Raw genomic sequence first — 19,908 nt, forward strand, 5'->3', positions numbered from 1 at the left:
TAAATGCTAATTACCATTGTCTAATAAGGTGTCTTTCTTTCCATACAGCAACTCTGCAACTTCAATTAATTTTTTAACCATATCATTAACGTTGGTATAATCATTAAATAGGGAAGATGCCATTTCAGCAGAAATTAAATTTTCTCTGATTAATTTGTCAATGGATTTATTACTCTGTCTAATATTCTCTTTTGCTTCATTCTTTAATTGGAGTAGTTTTTTTGCATATACTTCAGAATCTTCAGCTTTTCTGAATAAATAAATAATACGTAATACTTTGATGATTTTTTTTCTAAAGCCATCATATTCTTTCAACATATGCTTATTATCTAAATCTAAAGACATGGTAATGTTTTTATTTAGTTCTCTAGCATCTTTAATGATTTCAACCATTTTACGATTCGCCACTTTAATATCAGTAATCGCTTCATTTTCTTTTCTATTAAGTTTAAAATCATTTTGTGCAGTTATTGCATATTTAATAATTTCACCATAAATAGTTTTAACTTTTTTATAGTAGAGGTCTTCTACGTTTGTTTGTAAATCTTTGGTAGATTTTTTTAAAATCTTTTTTACTTTTTTATCAGATTTAATATCTTCTCTATGAATGTTTAAAGCATGGGCAACTATTTCAAAAATGGTGTTTTTATATAAATATTTTGATTCATTTATCAAGGCCGAAATTACCGAAGCTGGAAATTTTAAAACTGCATTATTAAGATATTTTGGTTCATCAATATCTTTATCTTTATGGTCTTTGAAGAATTTTAATAACGCACGTTCTAATGGTTTTATAAATGGAATCATGATAATAACACCAAGTATATTAAAGATGGTATGAAACAATGCTAATTTCAAAGTATAGTCTGTTGAGCTAATGTTTGTAAATTTAGATATGTTATTAACTAAATTTGCTAATGGATAAATTAAAGCTAAAGCCGCAATTCCAGTAAAAACATTGAAGATTAAATGTGCTCCAGCTAATCTTTTTCCAGCCACATTAGAACTTAACGATCCCAAAACAGCTGTAATGGTTGTACCAATGTTTGCTCCAATTGCTAAAGCTAAGGCATTTTCATATTCTATTTGACCTGCTGCTAATGCAGTTAATATTAATGCTAATGTTGCACTACTTGATTGTAAAACTGTTGTTATTACTATTCCTAATAGTGTATAGATTATTACACCTTTAAATCCTGATATGGCGTATTGGGTTAAATCTATATATTCTTTAAAAATGTCAAAGCCTTCTTTCATAAAATGAATGCCTAAAAAGAAGAATCCTAAGCCAGCCAAAACATTTCCAATGCCTTTTAATGAGGCTTTTTTCTGGATTGAAAAAATAATTCCAAAAACCAACATTGGCATTGACAATGCAGAAATATTAATTTTTAAACCAAATCCTGCGACCAACCAGGCTGTAGCTGTAGTTCCAATGTTTGCTCCAAAGATTAGACCTATTCCTCCAGATAAGCTTATAAGTCCTGCGCTTATAAATGAAATTGTGATGACTGACACTAAGGAGCTTGATTGAATCAAAGCTGTTACTAGTGCTCCTGCGGTAATACTTTTGTATAATTTGTCTGTCGTTTTTTTTAATAAATTTTGTAAAGGACCTTTTGTGAAAACTTTAAATCCTTCTTCTAGCATAATCATCCCAAAAAGTAAGATGGCAATACCAGCTGCTATCGTTTTGAAATTTGGGTATAAATAAAGTAGAATTGCAAGAACAATTAAAAGCGCAAAGAATATCGTTTTTCTAATCATTTTTAAATGTTTAGATTTTTAACAGATATTGAATATCTTTTAATTTTTAATAGTATTATCAACTCATTGCAAAAGCGTTGCAACGGCACTGTAAGGTAAGTAATAACATAAATGTTATATTCCATAAGTAAGTTTGTCGACTAAAAAATTATTAATAGGCATTAAAGTAAAAGATTCCTGTTTTAAAAGCAAAAAAGATTTAAAATAATCCTCAAAAACAGCTCTTATAAAAAAAATTATTTATTCCTGCCATAACAGAGTTTGGTATTATAATGAAAGTGATGTTTACTCAGTGACAGATATGTTAAAATAATAAAAGCATCTCGAAAGAGATGCTTTTATTATTTTAATTAATACTTTGGGTTTAAGAACCACACATTAAGCAATCGTCACCTTCGGCTTCTTTAGCTTGAGCGATTAACGCTTTCATTTCATCAGCACTCATTGGTTCTACTTCTACTTTCTCTGCAGTTTGCTTAGCAAATTTTGCTGCAGTTTCAGCAGCGATTTGTTGTTTTTGAGCAACAGTATCTACTTTTACTTCTTGCACTTCTGCAACAGGTTCAGCTTTCACTTCTCTTGTAATTGTTACTTTCTTAGCATCAACAGCGCTCTTAGTACGTAAATAGTACATTCCTGTTTTTAAGCCGCTTTTCCAAGCATAAAAGTGCATAGATGTTAACTTAGCCATGGTTGCACCTTCTAAGAACAAGTTAAGTGATTGTGATTGGTCAATAAAGTAACCACGTTGACGAGACATATCTATAATATCTTTCATAGATAATTCCCAAACGGTTTTATACAATTCTTTAATATCTTCAGGAATGCAATCTACATCTTGAATAGATCCATTAGCTCTCATGATTTCGTTCTTTAAGTCTTCATTCCAAAGTCCTAATTCAACTAAATCTTCTAATAAATGTTTGTTTACAACAATGAATTCTCCTGACAATACACGACGTGTGTAAATGTTAGACGTGTATGGCTCAAAACATTCGTTGTTTCCAAGAATTTGAGATGTTGATGCAGTTGGCATAGGTGCAACTAATAATGAGTTACGAACACCATGCTTGGCAACCTCTTTTCTTAATTTATCCCAATCCCAACGACCACTCAAGGTGTCCTCTTGTATGTTCCATAAATTGTGCTGAAACTGACCTTTACTTATTGGAGATCCTTCATAAGATTCATAAGGACCATCAACTTTTGCTTCTTCCATACTTGCAGTTACTGCTGCATAGTATAAGGTTTCAAAAATTTCTTGATTTAAGGTCTTAGCTTCATCACTTGTAAAAGGCATTCTTAATTTAATAAATGTGTCTGCTAATCCTTGAACTCCTAAACCAACTGGTCTGTGGCGGAAATTTGAATTTTCAGCTTCTTTTACAGGATAATAATTTCTGTCAATAACTCTGTTTAAGTTTTTAGTCACACGTTTCGTGATTCTAAATAACTCTTTATGATCAAATTCTCCATTTTTAACAAACATTGGCAATGCAATAGATGCTAAATTACATACAGCAACTTCATCAGGAGAGGTGTACTCCATAATTTCTGTACATAAATTTGAAGAGCGAATCGTTCCTAAATTTTTCTGGTTAGACTTACGATTTGCTGCATCTTTATACAACATGTAAGGTGTTCCAGTTTCAATTTGAGATTCTAATATTTTTTCCCAAAGTTCTCTTGCTTTTATAGCCTTTCGACCTTTTCCTTCAGATTCGTATTTTGTGTATAATGCTTCAAATTCTTCACTGTGAACGTCACATAATCCTGGGCATTCGTTAGGACACATTAAGGTCCATTCTGCATCTTCCTGAACGCGTTTCATAAATAAATCTGGCATCCACATCGCGTAAAATAAATCACGAGCACGTAATTCTTCAGCACCATGATTCTTTTTTAAATCTAAGAAACTCATAATATCTGCATGCCAAGGCTCGATGTACATTGCAAAGCTTCCTTTACGTTTTCCTCCACCTTGATCTACATAACGTGCTGTGTCATTAAACACTTTAAGCATTGGTACAATACCATTACTTGTTCCGTTTGTTCCAGCAATATAACTTCCTGTTGCACGTACATTATGAATAGATAAACCTATTCCTCCTGCAGATTGTGAAATTTTAGCAGTTTGTTTTAATGTGTCATAAATACCATCAATACTATCGTCTTTTACTGTTAATAAGAAACAAGATGACATTTGTGGTTTTGGTGTTCCAGAATTAAATAATGTTGGTGTAGCGTGTGTAAAGTACTTTTTAGACATCAACTCGTAGGTCTCAATAGCTGAATCTAAATCGTTAAGGTGAATACCAATTGATACTCTCATTAACATGTGTTGTGGTCGTTCTGCAATTTGGCCATTCAATTTTAAAAGATAAGAACGCTCTAATGTTTTAAATCCGAAATAATCATAACCAAAATCACGATTATAAATAATTGCAGAATCTAATTTTTCTTTATTTTCTATGATGACGTTGTATACTTCATCACTTAGTAAAGGTGCTTTTTTGCCATTTCTAGGATTTACGTAAGTATATAAATCTGTCATCACCTCGCTAAAGGTTTTTTTTGTGTTTTTATGTAAGTTAGATACCGAAATACGAGCAGCTAAACGTGCGTAATCTGGATGAGCAGTAGTCATTGTAGCAGCTTGCTCTGCTGCCAAATTATCTAATTCGCTAGTTGTTACACCATCGTATAAACCATCAATAACTCGCATTGCTACTTTAATTGGATCAACAAGTTCGTTAAGTCCGTAACATAATTTACGAACTCTTGCCGTAATTTTGTCGAACATTATTGGTTCTTTTCTTCCGTCTCTTTTTAATACAAACATACGTTACACATTTTTTAGTTTTTTCTGAAGCCACCATTCAGAAAAAGGGATTAGTTGGTTGCTATTAATTAGTTAGGAAGCCAATTAATAGCTAGATTAATTATTAGGTTTTTATACTGAAATTAAAACTGACTATAAAATTTTATACTAAAGTTGTTTCAACTAAAGGGTCATTAAGCCAATCAAAATAATTCTGTCTTTGATTTTTGTTTTGGTTTTAGAAGTCGAAACTATCTGAGCCAAAATCGTATTTGTTTTCTTCCTCTTCTTTATTAAGAACACCAGCTTTTTGGTATTCAGATACTCGCTTTTCGAAGAAATTTGTTTTTCCTTGTAATGAAATCATGTCCATGAAATCAAAAGGGTTTGCTGTATTGTAAACTTTTTCACAACCAAGATCCTGAAGTAGTCCATCAGTTACAAATTCTAAATATTGTGACATTAATTTAGAATTCATACCAATTAAACTCGCAGGAAGAGATTCTGTAATAAACTCTCTTTCAATATTTAATGCGTCAACCAAAATTTCTTTGATGCGACCTTTTGGTACTTTGTTTATTAAGTGATGTTCGTGTAAGTGAACTGCAAAGTCGCAATGCATGCCTTCGTCACGAGAGATCAATTCGTTTGAAAACGTTAAACCTGGCATTAAACCACGTTTTTTCAACCAAAATATTGAGCAAAAAGACCCTGAAAAGAAAATACCTTCAACAGCTGCAAAAGCGATTAAACGTTCGGCAAAACTTGGAGATTCTATCCATTTTAATGCCCAATCTGCTTTTTTCTTAATAGCAGGAAATGTTTCAATTGCATTAAAAAGACCAGCTTTTTCTTTTTCATCTTTTACATACGTGTCGATCAACAATGAGTAGGTTTCACTGTGAATGTTTTCCATCATAATTTGGAAACCATAGAAAAATTTAGCTTCACTATATTGTACTTCATTTACGAAATTTTCGGCTAGATTTTCATTTACAATACCATCACTTGCTGCGAAAAAAGCTAAAACATGTTTGATAAAGTAACGTTCATCGTCTGTTAATTTTTGTGTCCAATCTGTAATGTCTTGATGTAAATCAATTTCTTCTGCAGTCCAAATACTTGCTTCAGATTTTTTGTACCATTCCCATAAATCATGATGTTGGATAGGAAAAATAACGAATCGATCTTTATTTTCTTGCAAAATTGGTTCTACAACTTGAGACATATTACTTGGGTTTTTGATTTAAAAATTTACTGAAAAATATCGTGTGATTTGGAACTAACAAAGATTCAAAAATGTATGAGATATTTTGCTGTTTTTCTGGAAAGCTTTTCAACAAGTTTTTAACAATTGATAATTTGATAAAAAAATCAAAGATTTGTTAAAAATAATCATAAGTATTTGATAATTAAATCAATACGATTAAATAGTTTCATTAATAAAAGTAAGTATAATCCTGTTAAATAAGTTGGTGTAGCCGATGTTTGCTACGTTGAATAGATTGTAAAATATCAGTATAAATTAAACAAAAAAAGAGAGCATTAACAGCTCTCTTTAATCCCTAAATAATTAACAAAAACTAACGAAAACTATTAACTGTGTAATAGTGTTTGTATAGACCTTAAAATTAAAAAGTCAGGTTTGACCCTGACTTTTTATGATTAATAGCATTTAATCAAATAGTGAATCCCCACGATCACTTATTTTTATGTATTAATGTGTAATTGGTCATTAATTGTTTAGTCAAATATGTAACTTTTAAATTGGTACTCAAATTGAATTTGTGTAGTTGGTCATGAATAGTGTATAGTTGGTATTGTTATTTTAAGACAACCTTAAAAAGCCCATTTTTTGCACAATACACATAAAAGAATGCTAACCATACATATTACAGATGTTTTGTTTCATAATATTATATATTTGATATTATGATAAAAGCTGTAATAGTAGATGATGAACCAAAGGCTATCCAAAGTTTATCTTGGGAGTTATCTAACTTTAGTAGTGATATTGAAGTTATTAAGACGTTCTCTAATCCTGAGAAGGCGATAACTTATCTAAATGCCAACACTCCAGATTGCTTGTTTTTAGATATACAAATGCCAACAATGGATGGTTTTCAGTTTCTAGGAAAACTAGCAAACAAAGATTTTGCTGTGGTAATTACTACTGCTTATGACGAATATGCAATTAAAGCATTAAAACATGAGGCTATTGATTATTTATTAAAGCCAATAGATTCTGATGATCTAGAAGCGACCATTCAAAAAATTAAGAAGTACAATTTTAGAGCTTTAAATGTTTTAAAGGTTGAAGAAGTGTTGACTAATTTTAATGGTAAATTGGATAAAAAACGAATTACAATTAATACTGATGGGAAACTAATTTTTTTGAGTATTGATGATATTCTTTATGTGGAATCAGATGGTAATTACAGCACTATTATTCTTGAAAACGCTCCAAAAATAGTTGTTACGAAAAAATTAAAAGAAATTGATGCTATTTTACCTGATCATTGTTTTTTTAGAATACATAATTCTTATGTCATTAACCTTAATAAAATAAAAGAATTTATTAAGAGTGAAGGTTATGTTGTGATGCAGTCTAATCATAAAATTCCTGTAGCGAGACAGCGAAAATCAGATTTTTTAGAGAAATTATAGAGTGAGTTATCTTCAAAACATATGCTTAACCGTTGTTGTCAAAATGAAATTAGTATTTGTTTTGACCTTCTGCTTTATTTTATGTTTAGGTCTTCAAGCTCAGGATAATTTGAAGTCTGATTTTGAGTTACAATTAGAATCTATCATAACAACTAAACCTAGAGATTTTGAAATATTAGATTCTATCTTTTCAGAATTTGAAAGAGACACCATAAAGATGAATGCTTTAATTCAAAAGTCTAGAGCGTTTAACTATCTAGAAGGTGAAAGTTTTGCATTAAATAATTTAGGTGTGTTTTATAGAAATAATTCACATTATGAAAGCGCCATAAATGTCCATAAAAAAGCAAATGCTTTGGCAGTTGAGGTCAATAATCTAGAATTAAGAGTTATTAACCTTAATAATATTGGAGTTGTTTATCGAAGGATGGATCTTGTAAAACCTGCACTTGATTTTCATACAAAAGCACTTGATATTGCTAGATCAATAGATGAGCCTTCAAAAGAAATAAAATATAATATTGCTGTGTCTCAAAATAGTATTGGTAATATTTATTTGGTGTTAGAACAGTATGAATTGGCCAAACGACAGTTTCAAAAATCGCTCTCAATTGAAAAAGAATCAGGTAATAAGTTAGGCTTGGCTATCAACTATCAAAATATAGGGTTTACTTATGAAGCTCAAGGAGAATTAGAGGAGGCTCTAAACAATTATGAGCGATCATTAGATTATAATAATCAAATAGACTCAGAGCTTGGGCGTGTTATTTGTTACAATAGCATTGGAAAAGTATATATCCAACAAGAGAAATTTAGCGCAGCTAAAACTAGTATTGAAAAAGCTTTAGAAAAGGCCTTGAAAATTGGTGATCAGTTTTATATTTCTTCCTCATATATTAATTTGGGATGGGCTCAAAAACACTTAGGTTTGAATGATTTGTCTGAAACCAATCTAAAAAGAGGATTAGATGTTGCAAAAAAATACAGTTTAAAATTATCGATTGTTGAAGCTCAAAAGCATTTGTCAGATTTGTATGAAATGACCAATAAGCCTAGCTTAGCTTTAAATGCATATAGAGACGCTATTGCATTAGAAAAAACAATTGCTAACGACCGTAATTTGCGATATGTTAATGATGTTATTATTCAATATGAAAATGAAGCAAAGAATAACCAAATTAAGGCTTTAGCTGATGAAAATGAAATTGTAAAATCTAGATTAGAGCGCAATAAGAAGTTCTTTTGGTACTCTATACTAGCTTTTTTAATTATTGGAGCAATTTTGTTTTCGCTTTATAGAAACAGGCAATTGCAACAAGAAAAACAAATCCTGACTCTTGAACAAGACATGCTGCGCAGTCAGATGAATCCACATTTTATTTTTAATTCACTTAATTCTATCAAGCTTTATATTATTAATAATGAAAAAGAAAATGCAGTTTATTATTTGAATAAGTTTTCAAAATTTATCAGAAAAATTTTAGTTGCTTCTACTGAAAAAGAAATTTCTTTAGAAGATGAATTAGCCACGATGAAACTGTATATGAATATTGAAAATATTAGGTTTTCAAACGAAATAAGCTTTGATGTATATGTTGAAGACAATATCAATACTGCAAGTATAAAAGTGCCATCAATGATTTTGCAACCTTTTCTAGAAAATGCACTTTGGCATGGTTTGTCATCTAAAAAGGAAGATGATAAAAAAATTAAACTTAATGTATCTCAAACAAATGCAGAATTTGTTACTATTTGTATTGAAGATAATGGGATTGGAAGAATACGTTCAGCTGAAATTAATAAAGGTAAATTGTTGAAACGGAAGTCAGTTGGTATCTCTTTAACTAAGGCTAGATTGGCTAATTTTTCAAAAGATTTCACATATGATTATCAAATACGTATTGAAGATCTATACGATACGAACCAAAATGCTATTGGGACCAAAATCATTGTTGATATTCCTGTACATATAATAGCAAAAAGAACCGCTTAATGTTATTTGTAAGTTTCTGCGACTTTCTCCAACTCAGCATACCAATCTTCACCAAATTTTCTAATAAGTGCTTCTTTTACAAATTTGTAAACAGGAACTTGTAATTCTTTTCCTAAAGTACATGCGTCGTCGCAAATTTCCCAATTATCGTAATTTACAGCAGAAAATTCAGAATAATCCTTAACTCGAATAGGATATAAATGACAAGAAACAGGTTTTTTCCATGAAATCTCACCTTGATTGTAAGCTTCTTCAATGCCACAAAGTGCCGTTTTTTTATCATCAAAAATAACATAAGCACAATCGGCTCCATTAATTAAAGGGGTTTCAAAATCTCCAAATGCCGTTGTAATATGCGTGCCTTGAGCTTCAATTTCTGCAATACCTTCTTTACGTAAAAATGGCTTTACTTTTGGGTAGATATCTTTTAGAATTTTGATCTCTTCAGAATCTAAAGGAGCTCCAGCATCTCCATCAATGCAACATGCGCCTTTACATGCGGAAAGATTACAAACAAAATCTTTTTCGATAATGCTTTCTGAAACTATTGTTTTTCCTAGTTGGAACATACGACTTTAAGCTAAAAATAGTAATGACAAAAATAGTTAAACTTTACCATTATTTAACGTTATTAATCTCACTTAAAGACTTACTTTTGCCGAAAATTTGTAAGTCATGAACCTTGAATTGAATTTTAAAGAAATATTTACAGCATTTATGGTGTTGTTTGCTGTTATTGATATTATTGGAAATATTCCAATAATTATCGATTTGCGTAAAAAAGTAGGTCATATTCAAAGCGAAAAAGCATCCCTAATTGCTGGTGTAATTATGATTTTGTTTTTGTTCTTAGGAAAAAATATATTGTCTTTAATTGGTGTCGATGTTAATTCATTTGCAGTTGCTGGTGCTTTTGTAATCTTTTTTATTGCTTTAGAAATGATTTTGGGGATTACCTTATATAAAGATGATGAGTCTAGTGCAATGACAGCATCAGTGTTTCCATTAGCATTTCCGCTTATTGCAGGACCTGGAAGTTTAACAACGCTATTATCATTAAGAGCAGAATTTGCTATCGAAAATATAATTATTGCAGTGATATGCAACGTTATTGTTATCTTTATTGTGCTTAAAACATCTGCAAAGCTCGAACATGTTTTAGGTAAAAATGGGATTAATATTATTCGAAAAGTATTTGGCGTAATATTATTAGCTATTGCTGTAAAACTTTTTGCTCATAATATTAAAGCCCTTTTTGAGTTTGCTTAAATTTACGGGTGAAATGAGCTATGACAATTCTTAATACAAACGAATGTTTAATAGCGAATTACATTTGAAACAAATAATTAAATTTTAACAGATGAAAATAGTTACCATCATCTTTACTGTTATTGCTATAGCTTTAATAGGATATAATATTACCCAAATTAATTGGGATGCTCCATTTGAAGGGGAAAGTGTTGTTGCACTGATAACAATTTTTGCTTCACTTTGTGCAATCGCCTTATTGCAAATTTTAAGGTTGTCTAAAAAAGTGGATCAAAAACTAAAAAACAATACCTAATGTTTGATGTTCTTATTGTTGGAGGTGGAGCAGCAGGAATGTCTTGTGCTTTAGTTTTAGGGTCTGCAAAATCAAAATCATTTGCAGAAGACAAATGCATCGGGATCGTTATGCATCAACGAGCCTCACATCTACAAAACGCTTTATTTAATAATGTTTTAGGTTTGGCACCAGGAACCACAGGAGCATCTATTTTAGAAGATGGTAAAAGACAATTAACTCATCTATATTCTCACGTTGAACAAATTGAAGATGAAAAAGTAAAGTCGATTATTAAATCTTCGGAAGGATTTATTATTACTACAAATAAAAACAAGTACAAATCAAAGGTAGTCGTTATCGCTGTTGGTTATACCAATTTGATAACTATTCAAGGTATAGAAAATTATATAGAGCCACACCCAAGAGCTGTGACTGAAAAAGAACGTATTTGGTTAAAGAACAATAATCATTTGGTTGATGAAAATCTTTATGTGGCAGGAACTATGGCAGGATGGCGAAGCCAATTTGCTATTGCTTCAGGAAGTGGAGCACAAGTTGCTACAGATATTTTAACGTTATGGAATGACGGTAAGCATACTAAAATTCACGATAAAATATAACTTTTCAATATTTAATTATCTAGAGTTTCGTTGGCTTTACTTAATAAAATCACCTCTTCTATCATCGTGTCAGTTTCATTGATGATTTGTTCAGAAGTACTGCTATTGTATAGTTGACTTGCTAATTCTGATTTAATTAAGGTCTTCATTTGATCATGATAGTTAACAAATGAAATGTTGGTTCTTTCTTTTAGATTAAGATAATCTTGAAATCTTTCAACAAGAGCATCGCTAACACTAAAATTTTCTATAAAGTCAGTAATGCTAAAATGATCATAAATAGTTCTGTCAATATCTAATTCTTCAAACACGAAATTACTCACGTATCCTCTACGTTTGATATAGTTAAGTGTTTCATTTTGTCTGCTGGTATTTAATGGAACAAAGACATCTGGAATAATACCACCACCACCATACACAATTTTGCCATTTGGAGTTGTGAATTTTAAAGAATCTGAAATTTGCATGTTTTCAGGGTTTTCAAATTCTCCATTACTTCGACGTTTGTAATAATCATTGTAATAATCAGTATTGTTGCCTTTATCATAAGGACGTTGAATTGAACGACCAGTTGGTGTATAGTATCTGGAAACAGTTAGTCGTACTGCACTGCCATCTCCTAGAGACATTTCACGTTGCACTAAGCCTTTGCCATAACTTCGTCTTCCAATTATGGTGCCTTTGTCGTTGTCTTGTAAAGCGCCAGCTACAATTTCACTTGCTGAAGCTGAGTTTTCATTAATTAGTATATAAATATCTCCTTCTTCAAAATCACCTCTTCGAGTTGCGTAGCTTTTTTCAATTTTGCCAACTTTATTTTTAGTAAATAAAATGAGTTTATTGTTTTCTAAAAATTCATCAGTTATCTGCTTGGCAATATCTAATAAACCACCAGGATTATCCCGAAGATCTAGAGCTAATTTTGTAGCGCCTTTATCTTGTAGTTGGTCAAGTGCTTTTTTAAATTCTTTGTATGTGGATTCTGCAAAGCGGTTAATTTTTATATAGCCTAAATCATCCGTTAGCATATATGCTGCATCAACACTTCTAATTGGAATATCTGAATATTTTACTTTAAAGGTGAGTAATTCTTCTTCTCCTGGGCGATATACTTTGAGCGTAATTTTACTGTTTTTTTTACCTTTTAATTTTTTAATGATCGCTTCATTAGTCCATTCTCTCCCAAAAATAGAATCACCATTTGCCATAATGATTCGGTCACCACCTTTGATGCCTGCTTTTTCGCTTGGACCTCCTTCAATTGGTCTAATTACAGTAACAGTGTCTTTATAGGTGTAGAAGCTTACTCCAATACCAACAAAATCACCTTTTAAATTATCGGTTGAACTTTGCATCTCACTTTTTGGTATATATATTGAGTGAGGATCTAGATTGTCTAAAATACTATTAACAGTTACATCAACTATGCTATCTGTATTGATTTGATCAACATACTCATAATCGATATAATCTATAAGTCTGTTTAGTTTATCTTTTTTACTGTTGCTAGTAAATAAACGATCAGAAGTATCAGAAAAATTTAGTTTTCCACCAATAAATACGCCTAGGGCAATGCCAATCCCTAATAATAATGGTATGTATTTTTTTTGAAAGTTCATTTATGCTTTTAAATCTTCTATAAGTTCTAGTGCAATGCCTGCTTTTTTCAGAAACTGAAGTCCTGAATCATCTTTATACCCTTCATGATATACTACACGAATGATGCCAGCTTGGTGAATAAGTTTGCTACATTCTTTACATGGAGAAAGTGTAATATATAACGTAGCTCCTTTGCAGGATTGTGTTGAGTTTGCTACTTTTAATATGGCATTAGCTTCAGCATGAAGTACATACCATTTGGTGTAGCCAGCTTCATCTTCGCAATAGTTTTCAAACCCAGTTGGAGTACCATTAAAACCATCTGAAATAATCATTCTGTCTTTTACGATTAATGCACCAACTTGTTTGCGTTCACAATGTGAGAGTTTTCCCCATTCTTTAGCAATTCTTAAATAGGCTTTATCGTATCGTAGTTGTTTTTCTTTAGACATTTTTAATAATTAAAATCTTTACAATGAATATTATCAGTTCATAGTTTGATTACAATGTCAATTAGTATATGAACTTTTCAAAAGTAGTGATTATTAAAAAAGGTACAGACATTAAATTTTGATGTTTAAGTTAAAGTTTTACCAAAATCTGGATTATTTTCTCTCTTTTTTAAGAGAAGAGTTTGCTATTAATAAGCATTGGTAATACACAGCCTAAAACTATAGAAGAAATTACCATGACCCAATCTCGTTTAGAAAATCTAAATATCGTTTGACAAAGGAAGCTTAAAAAGATAACGATAAACGTAATAACAAGCTGACCAATTTCTATTCCTAAAGCAATTTCCAAAATGGCTAGTAGTTTGTTTTCAGATGCCGATATTAATGAGTTGAGGTCATTTTCAAAACCGAGTCCGTGAACCAGTCCAAAAATGAATGCAATTAAAAATAGTAACCCTGTTTTTGTTTGAAGTATTTTTTTTCCTGAAGTAAAAATATTAAAAAGTGCAACTATTGAAATAGTAAGAGGAATAAGAAACGAAATGACTTTGATATCGACACTTATAATATTGTAGGTTACTAAACTTAATGATATGCAATGTCCAAAAGTAAAAAGGGTTATAATTAATAATAATCGCTTCCAATCTTTAAAAAGATAAGGTAGGGTTAAGACAATCAAAAAAAGAATATGGTCAAAGGCACTAAAATGAAGTACGTGGTAGATGCCATCTTGTAGATTTGATATGAAATTATCTATCATGAAATTTATATTTGGGTTATTTCAAAGTTACATTTTATTCTTGATACTTAAATATGAATACTTTAAAAGTAATAAGTAGTTGGAAATTAATATTGCGAAATTTTGGTATTAAAATTGTGCCCAAATATAAAAAGCGAACATTTTGTTAGATGTTCATATAAGTGTTGAATTAAGTTAGACACAATTGAAAGAAAAACCTTTGTACTCTGATGTAATTTTTATTTTTTAATTCCAATTTTTTTATATCTTTAACGCTTAAACTAATAAAATTAAGAACAAGAACGATGAAAAGACTATTTTCTATCTTAGCCATAGCAGGATTAATGGCTTTCACTACTACCGTAAATGCTGCAACTAAAATTGCAACTACATTACAAGACGCAGATGTACCAACTGAAGACTTATCTTTTACACAACAAGTAAAAGAGCGTTTTATTGAAGGTGGACCATTTTTTATGGGAATTGTATTATTGTGTTTAATCTTAGGATTGGCAATTGCTATTGAAAGAATTATTTATTTAAATCTTGCAACTACTAATACAAAAAAATTAACTCAAGGTGTTGAAGATGCTCTTCAATCAGGAGGCGTTGAAGCTGCTAAAGAAGTTTGCAGAAACACAAAAGGACCTGTTGCATCTATTTTTTATCAAGGTTTAGATAGAGCAGATGAAAATCTTGAGGCTGCTGAAAAAGCTGTAGTGGCTTATGGTGGTGTTCAAATGGGACAGTTAGAGAAGAACGTTTCTTGGATTTCATTATTTATTGCATTAGCGCCAATGCTTGGTTTCATGGGAACTGTACTTGGTATGATTGATGCTTTTGATAAAATTGAAGCTGCAGGTGATATGAACCCTTCATTAGTAGCAGGTGGTATTAAAGTAGCATTATTAACAACTGTATTTGGTTTGATTGTTGCTATTATATTACAAATTTTTTACAATTACATTATCTCAAAAATTGATAGCATCGTTAACGATATGGAAGATGCTTCAATTACTTTAATGGATTTATTGGTAAGACACAAAAAGTAATAATCATTTATTAAATCATACATAATATGAATATTCAAAAAATAATCAAAATTGGTGCTTTAGTAATTGGTCTGATTGCAGTTTACTTCTTAGTAAGAATAATGATGCTAGGAGATGAAGCTATTGAAACAGATGTTGCTAATCAAGGTCTTTTAACGAGCTTTGCTAATTTAGCATATGTTGTTTTGGCTATTGCAGCAATATCAACAATAGTATTTAGTCTTGTGAACCTAGTTAGTCAGCCAGATAAACTTAAGAAAGCTCTAATTTCTATAGGTGTATTTGCACTTGTTTTAATAGTTGCATGGTTTGCATCTTCAGGAGAAGAAAGAGTGTTAGATGAAGGTAAAATTTTATCTGCAAACGGATCTCAAATGGTTGAAGCAGGAATCAAAGCATTCTATATTTTAATTTTGTTAGCGGCAGGTTTAATGTCGTTTTTCGGAATTAAAAAGATGATAAGTTAATAATAATACAAACTAAATTATGGCAAAACGATCAGCACCAGAAGTAAATGCAGGATCTATGGCTGATATTGCATTCTTATTGCTCATATTTTTCCTAGTAACAACGACAATACCAAAAGATTCTGGTATTACTCGTAAGCTACCTCCAATAGAAGAAAATGATGAAGATGTAATTATCAAGGAGAAGAATATTTTTACCGTATTATTAAATGGTAAAGATCAGCTTTTAGTTGAAGATGAATTAATGGAAATTAAGGATTTAAGAAAAGCAGCAGTAAAGTTTCTTGATAATGGTGGAGACAGAACATGTGATTACTGTAAAGGCGCAAAAGATCCAAAATCATCTGACAATCCTGACAAAGCAATTATTTCATTGAAAAATGATAGACAAACGTCTTATGCAGCATATATAACTGTTCAAAATGAATTGGTAGCAGCATATAACGAACTTCGTAACAGAAGAGCTCTTGAAATTGGACCTAAGAAAGGGTTTCCTGATATGGACTATATCGCAATGGAAAAAGCTTATGATGATGTTAAGTTTCCTGGAAACAGAACAAAACTTAAAGAAGTGATTGAGCAAATTAAAATTGAGATACCTCAAAAGCTTTCTGAAGTAGAATAAATTAAAACATAAAACATGTCTAAATTTAAAAGTAAAAAAGATAATAGTTTGCCAGCAGTAAATACGGCATCTCTTCCAGATATTGTATTTATGCTGTTGTTTTTCTTTATGGTGGTAACTGTAATGAGAGAAGATAATCTATTAATAGAAAATAGATTGCCTCAGGCTGATCAAGTTGAAAAACTTGAAAAGAAATATCCAATTAGTTATATCTATGCAGGAAAACCTTCTAAAGCTTATGAGAAGTATGGTACTGAAGCTAGATTACAACTCAATGATAAATTAGCTGACATTAGTGAAATACAAGCTTTCATTAACGCAGAAAGAGCTGCGATACGTGAAGAACTAATACCAAAGCTTACAGTGTCATTAAAAGTTGATAAAGAAGCAAATATGGGTATTGTAGGTGATATTAAGCAAGAGCTTAGAAAAGCTAGCGCTTTTAGAATTAACTACACAACTGCAACTGGTGATGCTAAATCAAATTTAGATTAAACCAGTTTACATTAAATAATTGAAAAGCATCCTGGATTTCTAGGATGCTTTTTTTATGAAATCGCTCTAATATTTTATTCGGTATTGCGTTATATTTGTACTATGAAAGTTGTTATCTCTTGTTTGCTTTTTATGGTTTTAGGTTGTTATGTGTTTAATGCACAAAATGCTATAGAAACATCAATTAAAGCAGATTCAACTGCTATCGTTGATGATAAATATAGAGAGGATCAATTTTATCTTTCTGTGACCTATAATTTGTTAGGAAACAAACCTGATGGTGTGTCTCAAAGTGGTTTCTCAAGTGGTTATCACTTCGGTTTTATACGCGATATGCCAATTAATAAAAGAAGAAACCTAGCCCTTGGTGTTGGACTTGGGTTTTCTTCAAATTCCTATAATCAAACATTACAAATTTCTGAAAATAATGCTGATTATCAATATGTTATTTTAAATGATAATGATATAGAGTATACTAAAAATAAATTTACTACGTACTTAATTGAATTCCCTATCGAATTTAGATGGAGAACATCTACTGCTACTGATTATGACTTTTGGCGAATTTATACAGGCGTGAAATTTGGTTATGTATTGTTTAACTCTTCTAAGTTTAATAGTAATGATGGTGATATTAAATTGTCTAACATAGATGATTTTAACGCCTTTCAATATGGTTTGACTTTTAGTGCAGGCTATTCAAATATAAGTTTCCATTTGTATTATGGTCTCAACGGTATTTTTAGTAATGCAAAATTAGTTGATGGAGAAGCTATTGATATGAAATCAATTCGAATAGGATTGATGCTCTATATTCTATAAATATTTTAAATCCAATAATTCAACAACACTAATTGTGGCATCATGCCTACAAAAGTGCCAATAATTAATTCAATAGGTTTATGAGCTTTTAAGTGTAATCTAGATGTTGCTATTGCGCCTAGAATAATGCACATTAATCCTATAGTTCCGTTTATATTGATTTTAAAATGAATGGCTAACGCGACTGCAAACATAAAAAAGCCAGCTGCTGCGATCATATGTATGCTTGCCTTAAACTGTACTACAGCTAGAACAAAACAAGTAATTGTAGATATTAATACACCAATAAAAAAGAAATATAATTCTGGGATTTCATTTTGAGGAAGTACTCTAATTAGTACTAAAGCAATAATGAAACAATTTAGTAATAAAGGTAGCTTTCGTTCATTTGTTGTTTCTAAGTATACCGAGTCTACTTTTCTTAAAGTTTTTAAAAGATAGTATAGCAATATTGGAAGAATTACTGTTAGTATCGTTACTGAAAATAGTTTTGCTTTTAGTATAGGTTCAGGAATAAAACGTGGTGTTTTTGAGAAATAGAAAATAACACCCAATAATGGCATCAGCAATGGATGAAAAATAAACGATATGCTTTTTAGAAGCTGATTTATCATATTTTTTTTCTCAATCTTGCCACAGGAATATCTAACTGTTCACGATACTTTGCAACTGTACGACGTGCTATTGGATAACCTTTCTCTTTAAGTATGGTCGCTAATTTTTCATCAGTGAGAGGTTTACGCTTATTTTCCTCTTCAATAACGGTTTCTAAAATCTTCTTAATTTCACGTGTAGATACTTCTTCACCTTGATCATTTGTCATTGATTCTGAGAAAAATTCCTTAATCAATTTTGTACCATATGGCGTGTCAACATATTTACTGTTTGCAACACGAGAAACTGTTGAAACGTCCATGTCAATTTCATCAGCAATATCTTTTAGAATCATTGGTTTAAGGTTGCGTTCATCACCAGAAAGAAAATATTCTTTTTGGTAATTCATAATAGAACTCATCGTAACAAATAATGTTTGTTGACGCTGTTTAATAGCTTCAATAAACCATTTTGCTCCATCTAATTTTTGTTTGATGAAAAGCACTGCATCTTTTTGTGATTTGCTCTTGTCTTTTGCTTCCTTATAACCTTTCATCATATTACTATACTCTCTAGACACATGAAGTTCTGGAGCATTTCTACCATTAAGAGTAAGGTCTAATTCACCATCTACAATCTTTATGGCAAAATCTGGAACAACATGCTCTGCCATTTTATTGTTCCCTGCATATGAACCACCTGGTTTTGGATTAAGGCGTTCAATTTCTTCGATGGCATCTTTGAGTTGCACCTCGGTAATGTCGAACTTTTGAAGTAGTTTTTTATAATGTTTTTTTGTAAACTGATCGAAGGCCTTGTCAATAATATTACAAGCCAATTCAACATCTGGATACTTTTCTTTTCTATGTAATTGAATGCTTAAACATTCTTGTAAGTTACGAGCTCCAACACCAGCAGGATCTAACTGATGTACAACTTGGAATATTTGCTCTACTGATTCTTCATCTGTATATACACCTTGTGTAAAAGCTAAATCATCAACAATATCACTTAATGAGCGACGTATATAGCCACTTTCATCAACACTTCCGACTAAGAATACAGCAATATCACGTTCATTATCATTTAGCCTGAATGTATTTAATTGATTGTTTAAATGTTGAGTAAAAGAAGTGCCAGCAGCATATGGCACATTTTTTTCTTCATCATCAACACTGTAATTATTGGCTTGAGTGCGATAATCTGGTATTTCATCATCACTTAAGTAATCATCTATATTAATATCTTCAGCTTCAATGGTTTCATTGTCATTAAATTCATCATCAGAATTATCAAACTCATCCATATTGTCTTCAAACTCGTCTTTAGTTTCCTTTCCGCTTTCCAAAGCTGGATTCTCTTCTAATTCTTGCTTTAAACGTTGCTCAAAAGCTTGTGTAGGCAACTGAATCAACTTCATGAGCTGAATTTGCTGTGGCGACAACTTCTGAGATAATTTAAACTGTAGATATTGTTTAAGCATGTATTGAATTTGGTATTATAGTAAAGTTAAAAAAACTATTGATATACGACTTACAAAAACAATGCCTTTTATGAATAATTTAAAATTTAACTGTCATTCAGAAGGAGTCATTTTGACGATTGAAGAATCTTTTTTATTGTTATGATTCTTCACTTCGTTCTTAATG

19 protein-coding genes are annotated in these 19,908 nt (G+C 31.0%); 10 read left to right on the plus strand and 9 right to left on the minus strand.

The annotated features are described in order from the left end of the window. Window positions 1-6 precede the first annotated feature (6 nt). From MUN68_RS00370 to MUN68_RS00380, 3 genes are all read right to left on the minus strand, one after another. Window positions 7-1,767, minus strand: a complete 1,761-nt coding sequence (locus tag MUN68_RS00370; protein ID WP_249996370.1) for a Na/Pi cotransporter family protein — start codon at window positions 1,765-1,767, stop codon at window positions 7-9. Window positions 1,768-2,131: 364 nt separating this feature from the next. Beyond that, complete coding sequence (locus MUN68_RS00375; protein ID WP_249996372.1) at window positions 2,132-4,609, minus strand: ribonucleoside-diphosphate reductase subunit alpha; 2,478 nt, start codon at window positions 4,607-4,609, stop codon at window positions 2,132-2,134. A 217-nt stretch (window positions 4,610-4,826) separates the two neighbouring features. Further along, on the minus strand, window positions 4,827-5,816 hold the full coding sequence (locus MUN68_RS00380) for a ribonucleotide-diphosphate reductase subunit beta (RefSeq protein WP_249996373.1): 990 nt from the start codon (window positions 5,814-5,816) through the stop codon (window positions 4,827-4,829). A gap of 704 nt (window positions 5,817-6,520) precedes the next feature. Between MUN68_RS00380 and MUN68_RS00385 the strand changes: the two genes are divergently transcribed. Together MUN68_RS00385 and MUN68_RS00390 are read left to right on the plus strand one after the other, a co-directional pair. Next, entirely contained in the window at window positions 6,521-7,255 is a 735-nt protein-coding gene (locus MUN68_RS00385; protein ID WP_249996375.1) for a LytR/AlgR family response regulator transcription factor, read from the plus strand. Between the two features lie 43 nt (window positions 7,256-7,298). Further along, on the plus strand, window positions 7,299-9,248 hold the full coding sequence (locus MUN68_RS00390; protein ID WP_249996377.1) for a tetratricopeptide repeat-containing sensor histidine kinase: 1,950 nt from the start codon (window positions 7,299-7,301) through the stop codon (window positions 9,246-9,248). Window positions 9,249-9,250: 2 nt separating this feature from the next. On the opposite strand, the gene MUN68_RS00395 is transcribed toward MUN68_RS00390, so the two are convergent. Then, window positions 9,251-9,817, minus strand: coding sequence for a DUF3109 family protein (locus tag MUN68_RS00395; RefSeq protein ID WP_249996378.1), 567 nt, complete (start codon window positions 9,815-9,817; stop codon window positions 9,251-9,253). A 106-nt stretch (window positions 9,818-9,923) separates the two neighbouring features. Between MUN68_RS00395 and MUN68_RS00400 the strand changes: the two genes are divergently transcribed. The 3 genes from MUN68_RS00400 to MUN68_RS00410 all read left to right on the plus strand — a co-directional run bounded on the left by MUN68_RS00400 (window position 9,924) and on the right by MUN68_RS00410 (window position 11,414). After that, a complete protein-coding gene (locus MUN68_RS00400; RefSeq protein WP_249996379.1) occupies window positions 9,924-10,517 on the plus strand; it encodes a MarC family protein in 594 nt (197 codons plus the stop codon). Between the two features lie 91 nt (window positions 10,518-10,608). Next, a complete protein-coding gene (locus MUN68_RS00405) occupies window positions 10,609-10,812 on the plus strand; it encodes a hypothetical protein (RefSeq protein ID WP_249996380.1) in 204 nt (67 codons plus the stop codon). Continuing rightward, window positions 10,812-11,414, plus strand: coding sequence for an FAD-dependent oxidoreductase (locus MUN68_RS00410; RefSeq protein ID WP_249996381.1), 603 nt, complete (start codon window positions 10,812-10,814; stop codon window positions 11,412-11,414). The genes MUN68_RS00405 and MUN68_RS00410 overlap by 1 nt, the downstream gene beginning before the upstream one ends. 11 nt (window positions 11,415-11,425) lie before the next feature. Here MUN68_RS00410 and MUN68_RS00415 read toward each other — a convergent pair whose 3' ends face one another. From MUN68_RS00415 to MUN68_RS00425, 3 genes are all read right to left on the minus strand, one after another. Further along, window positions 11,426-13,033 carry a S41 family peptidase gene (locus MUN68_RS00415; RefSeq protein ID WP_249996382.1) on the minus strand — a complete coding sequence of 536 codons (1,608 nt, stop codon included), beginning with the start codon at window positions 13,031-13,033 and terminating at the stop codon, window positions 11,426-11,428. After that, window positions 13,034-13,465, minus strand: a complete 432-nt coding sequence (locus MUN68_RS00420) for a deoxycytidylate deaminase (RefSeq protein ID WP_249996383.1) — start codon at window positions 13,463-13,465, stop codon at window positions 13,034-13,036. Between the two features lie 169 nt (window positions 13,466-13,634). Then, complete coding sequence (locus MUN68_RS00425) at window positions 13,635-14,225, minus strand: HupE/UreJ family protein (RefSeq protein ID WP_249996385.1); 591 nt, start codon at window positions 14,223-14,225, stop codon at window positions 13,635-13,637. 284 nt (window positions 14,226-14,509) lie between these two features. On the opposite strand from MUN68_RS00425, the gene MUN68_RS00430 reads away from it, so the two are divergent. From MUN68_RS00430 to MUN68_RS00450, 5 genes are all read left to right on the plus strand, one after another. Next, window positions 14,510-15,256, plus strand: coding sequence for a MotA/TolQ/ExbB proton channel family protein (locus MUN68_RS00430; protein WP_249996386.1), 747 nt, complete (start codon window positions 14,510-14,512; stop codon window positions 15,254-15,256). A gap of 26 nt (window positions 15,257-15,282) precedes the next feature. Further along, complete coding sequence (locus MUN68_RS00435) at window positions 15,283-15,723, plus strand: hypothetical protein (protein WP_249996387.1); 441 nt, start codon at window positions 15,283-15,285, stop codon at window positions 15,721-15,723. 19 nt (window positions 15,724-15,742) lie between these two features. Beyond that, a complete protein-coding gene (locus MUN68_RS00440; protein WP_249996388.1) occupies window positions 15,743-16,348 on the plus strand; it encodes an ExbD/TolR family protein in 606 nt (201 codons plus the stop codon). 15 nt (window positions 16,349-16,363) lie between these two features. After that, window positions 16,364-16,843, plus strand: a complete 480-nt coding sequence (locus MUN68_RS00445) for an ExbD/TolR family protein (RefSeq protein ID WP_249996389.1) — start codon at window positions 16,364-16,366, stop codon at window positions 16,841-16,843. Window positions 16,844-16,945: 102 nt separating this feature from the next. Next, complete coding sequence (locus MUN68_RS00450; RefSeq protein WP_249996391.1) at window positions 16,946-17,665, plus strand: porin family protein; 720 nt, start codon at window positions 16,946-16,948, stop codon at window positions 17,663-17,665. 5 nt (window positions 17,666-17,670) lie between these two features. On the opposite strand, the gene MUN68_RS00455 is transcribed toward MUN68_RS00450, so the two are convergent. Together MUN68_RS00455 and rpoN are read right to left on the minus strand one after the other, a co-directional pair. Then, a complete protein-coding gene (locus tag MUN68_RS00455; protein ID WP_249996392.1) occupies window positions 17,671-18,279 on the minus strand; it encodes a hypothetical protein in 609 nt (202 codons plus the stop codon). Then, window positions 18,276-19,742 (minus strand): RNA polymerase factor sigma-54, encoded by a 1,467-nt coding sequence (gene rpoN / locus MUN68_RS00460; RefSeq protein ID WP_249996394.1) that lies wholly within the window; start codon window positions 19,740-19,742, stop codon window positions 18,276-18,278. Before rpoN ends, MUN68_RS00455 begins: the two co-directional genes overlap by 4 nt. Between the last annotated feature and the right edge of the window lie 166 nt (window positions 19,743-19,908).

It is taken from the genome of Psychroserpens ponticola (assembly GCF_023556315.2).
Lineage (GTDB): Bacteria > Bacteroidota > Bacteroidia > Flavobacteriales > Flavobacteriaceae > Psychroserpens > Psychroserpens ponticola.

Bases quoted from the DNA above. Each gene is read 5' to 3' on its own strand.
- MUN68_RS00370 (WP_249996370.1), bottom strand. From the start codon at position 1,767: ATGATTAGAAAAACGATATTCTTTGCGCTTTTAATTGTTCTTGCAATT.
- MUN68_RS00375 (WP_249996372.1), bottom strand. From the start codon at position 4,609: ATGTTTGTATTAAAAAGAGACGGAAGAAAAGAACCAATAATGTTCGAC.
- MUN68_RS00380 (WP_249996373.1), bottom strand. From the start codon at position 5,816: ATGTCTCAAGTTGTAGAACCAATTTTGCAAGAAAATAAAGATCGATTC.
- MUN68_RS00385 (WP_249996375.1), top strand. From the start codon at position 6,521: ATGATAAAAGCTGTAATAGTAGATGATGAACCAAAGGCTATCCAAAGT.
- MUN68_RS00390 (WP_249996377.1), top strand. From the start codon at position 7,299: ATGAAATTAGTATTTGTTTTGACCTTCTGCTTTATTTTATGTTTAGGT.
- MUN68_RS00395 (WP_249996378.1), bottom strand. From the start codon at position 9,817: ATGTTCCAACTAGGAAAAACAATAGTTTCAGAAAGCATTATCGAAAAA.
- MUN68_RS00400 (WP_249996379.1), top strand. From the start codon at position 9,924: ATGAACCTTGAATTGAATTTTAAAGAAATATTTACAGCATTTATGGTG.
- MUN68_RS00405 (WP_249996380.1), top strand. From the start codon at position 10,609: ATGAAAATAGTTACCATCATCTTTACTGTTATTGCTATAGCTTTAATA.
- MUN68_RS00410 (WP_249996381.1), top strand. From the start codon at position 10,812: ATGTTTGATGTTCTTATTGTTGGAGGTGGAGCAGCAGGAATGTCTTGT.
- MUN68_RS00415 (WP_249996382.1), bottom strand. From the start codon at position 13,033: ATGAACTTTCAAAAAAAATACATACCATTATTATTAGGGATTGGCATT.
- MUN68_RS00420 (WP_249996383.1), bottom strand. From the start codon at position 13,465: ATGTCTAAAGAAAAACAACTACGATACGATAAAGCCTATTTAAGAATT.
- MUN68_RS00425 (WP_249996385.1), bottom strand. From the start codon at position 14,225: ATGATAGATAATTTCATATCAAATCTACAAGATGGCATCTACCACGTA.
- MUN68_RS00430 (WP_249996386.1), top strand. From the start codon at position 14,510: ATGAAAAGACTATTTTCTATCTTAGCCATAGCAGGATTAATGGCTTTC.
- MUN68_RS00435 (WP_249996387.1), top strand. From the start codon at position 15,283: ATGAATATTCAAAAAATAATCAAAATTGGTGCTTTAGTAATTGGTCTG.
- MUN68_RS00440 (WP_249996388.1), top strand. From the start codon at position 15,743: ATGGCAAAACGATCAGCACCAGAAGTAAATGCAGGATCTATGGCTGAT.
- MUN68_RS00445 (WP_249996389.1), top strand. From the start codon at position 16,364: ATGTCTAAATTTAAAAGTAAAAAAGATAATAGTTTGCCAGCAGTAAAT.
- MUN68_RS00450 (WP_249996391.1), top strand. From the start codon at position 16,946: ATGAAAGTTGTTATCTCTTGTTTGCTTTTTATGGTTTTAGGTTGTTAT.
- MUN68_RS00455 (WP_249996392.1), bottom strand. From the start codon at position 18,279: ATGATAAATCAGCTTCTAAAAAGCATATCGTTTATTTTTCATCCATTG.
- rpoN (WP_249996394.1), bottom strand. From the start codon at position 19,742: ATGCTTAAACAATATCTACAGTTTAAATTATCTCAGAAGTTGTCGCCA.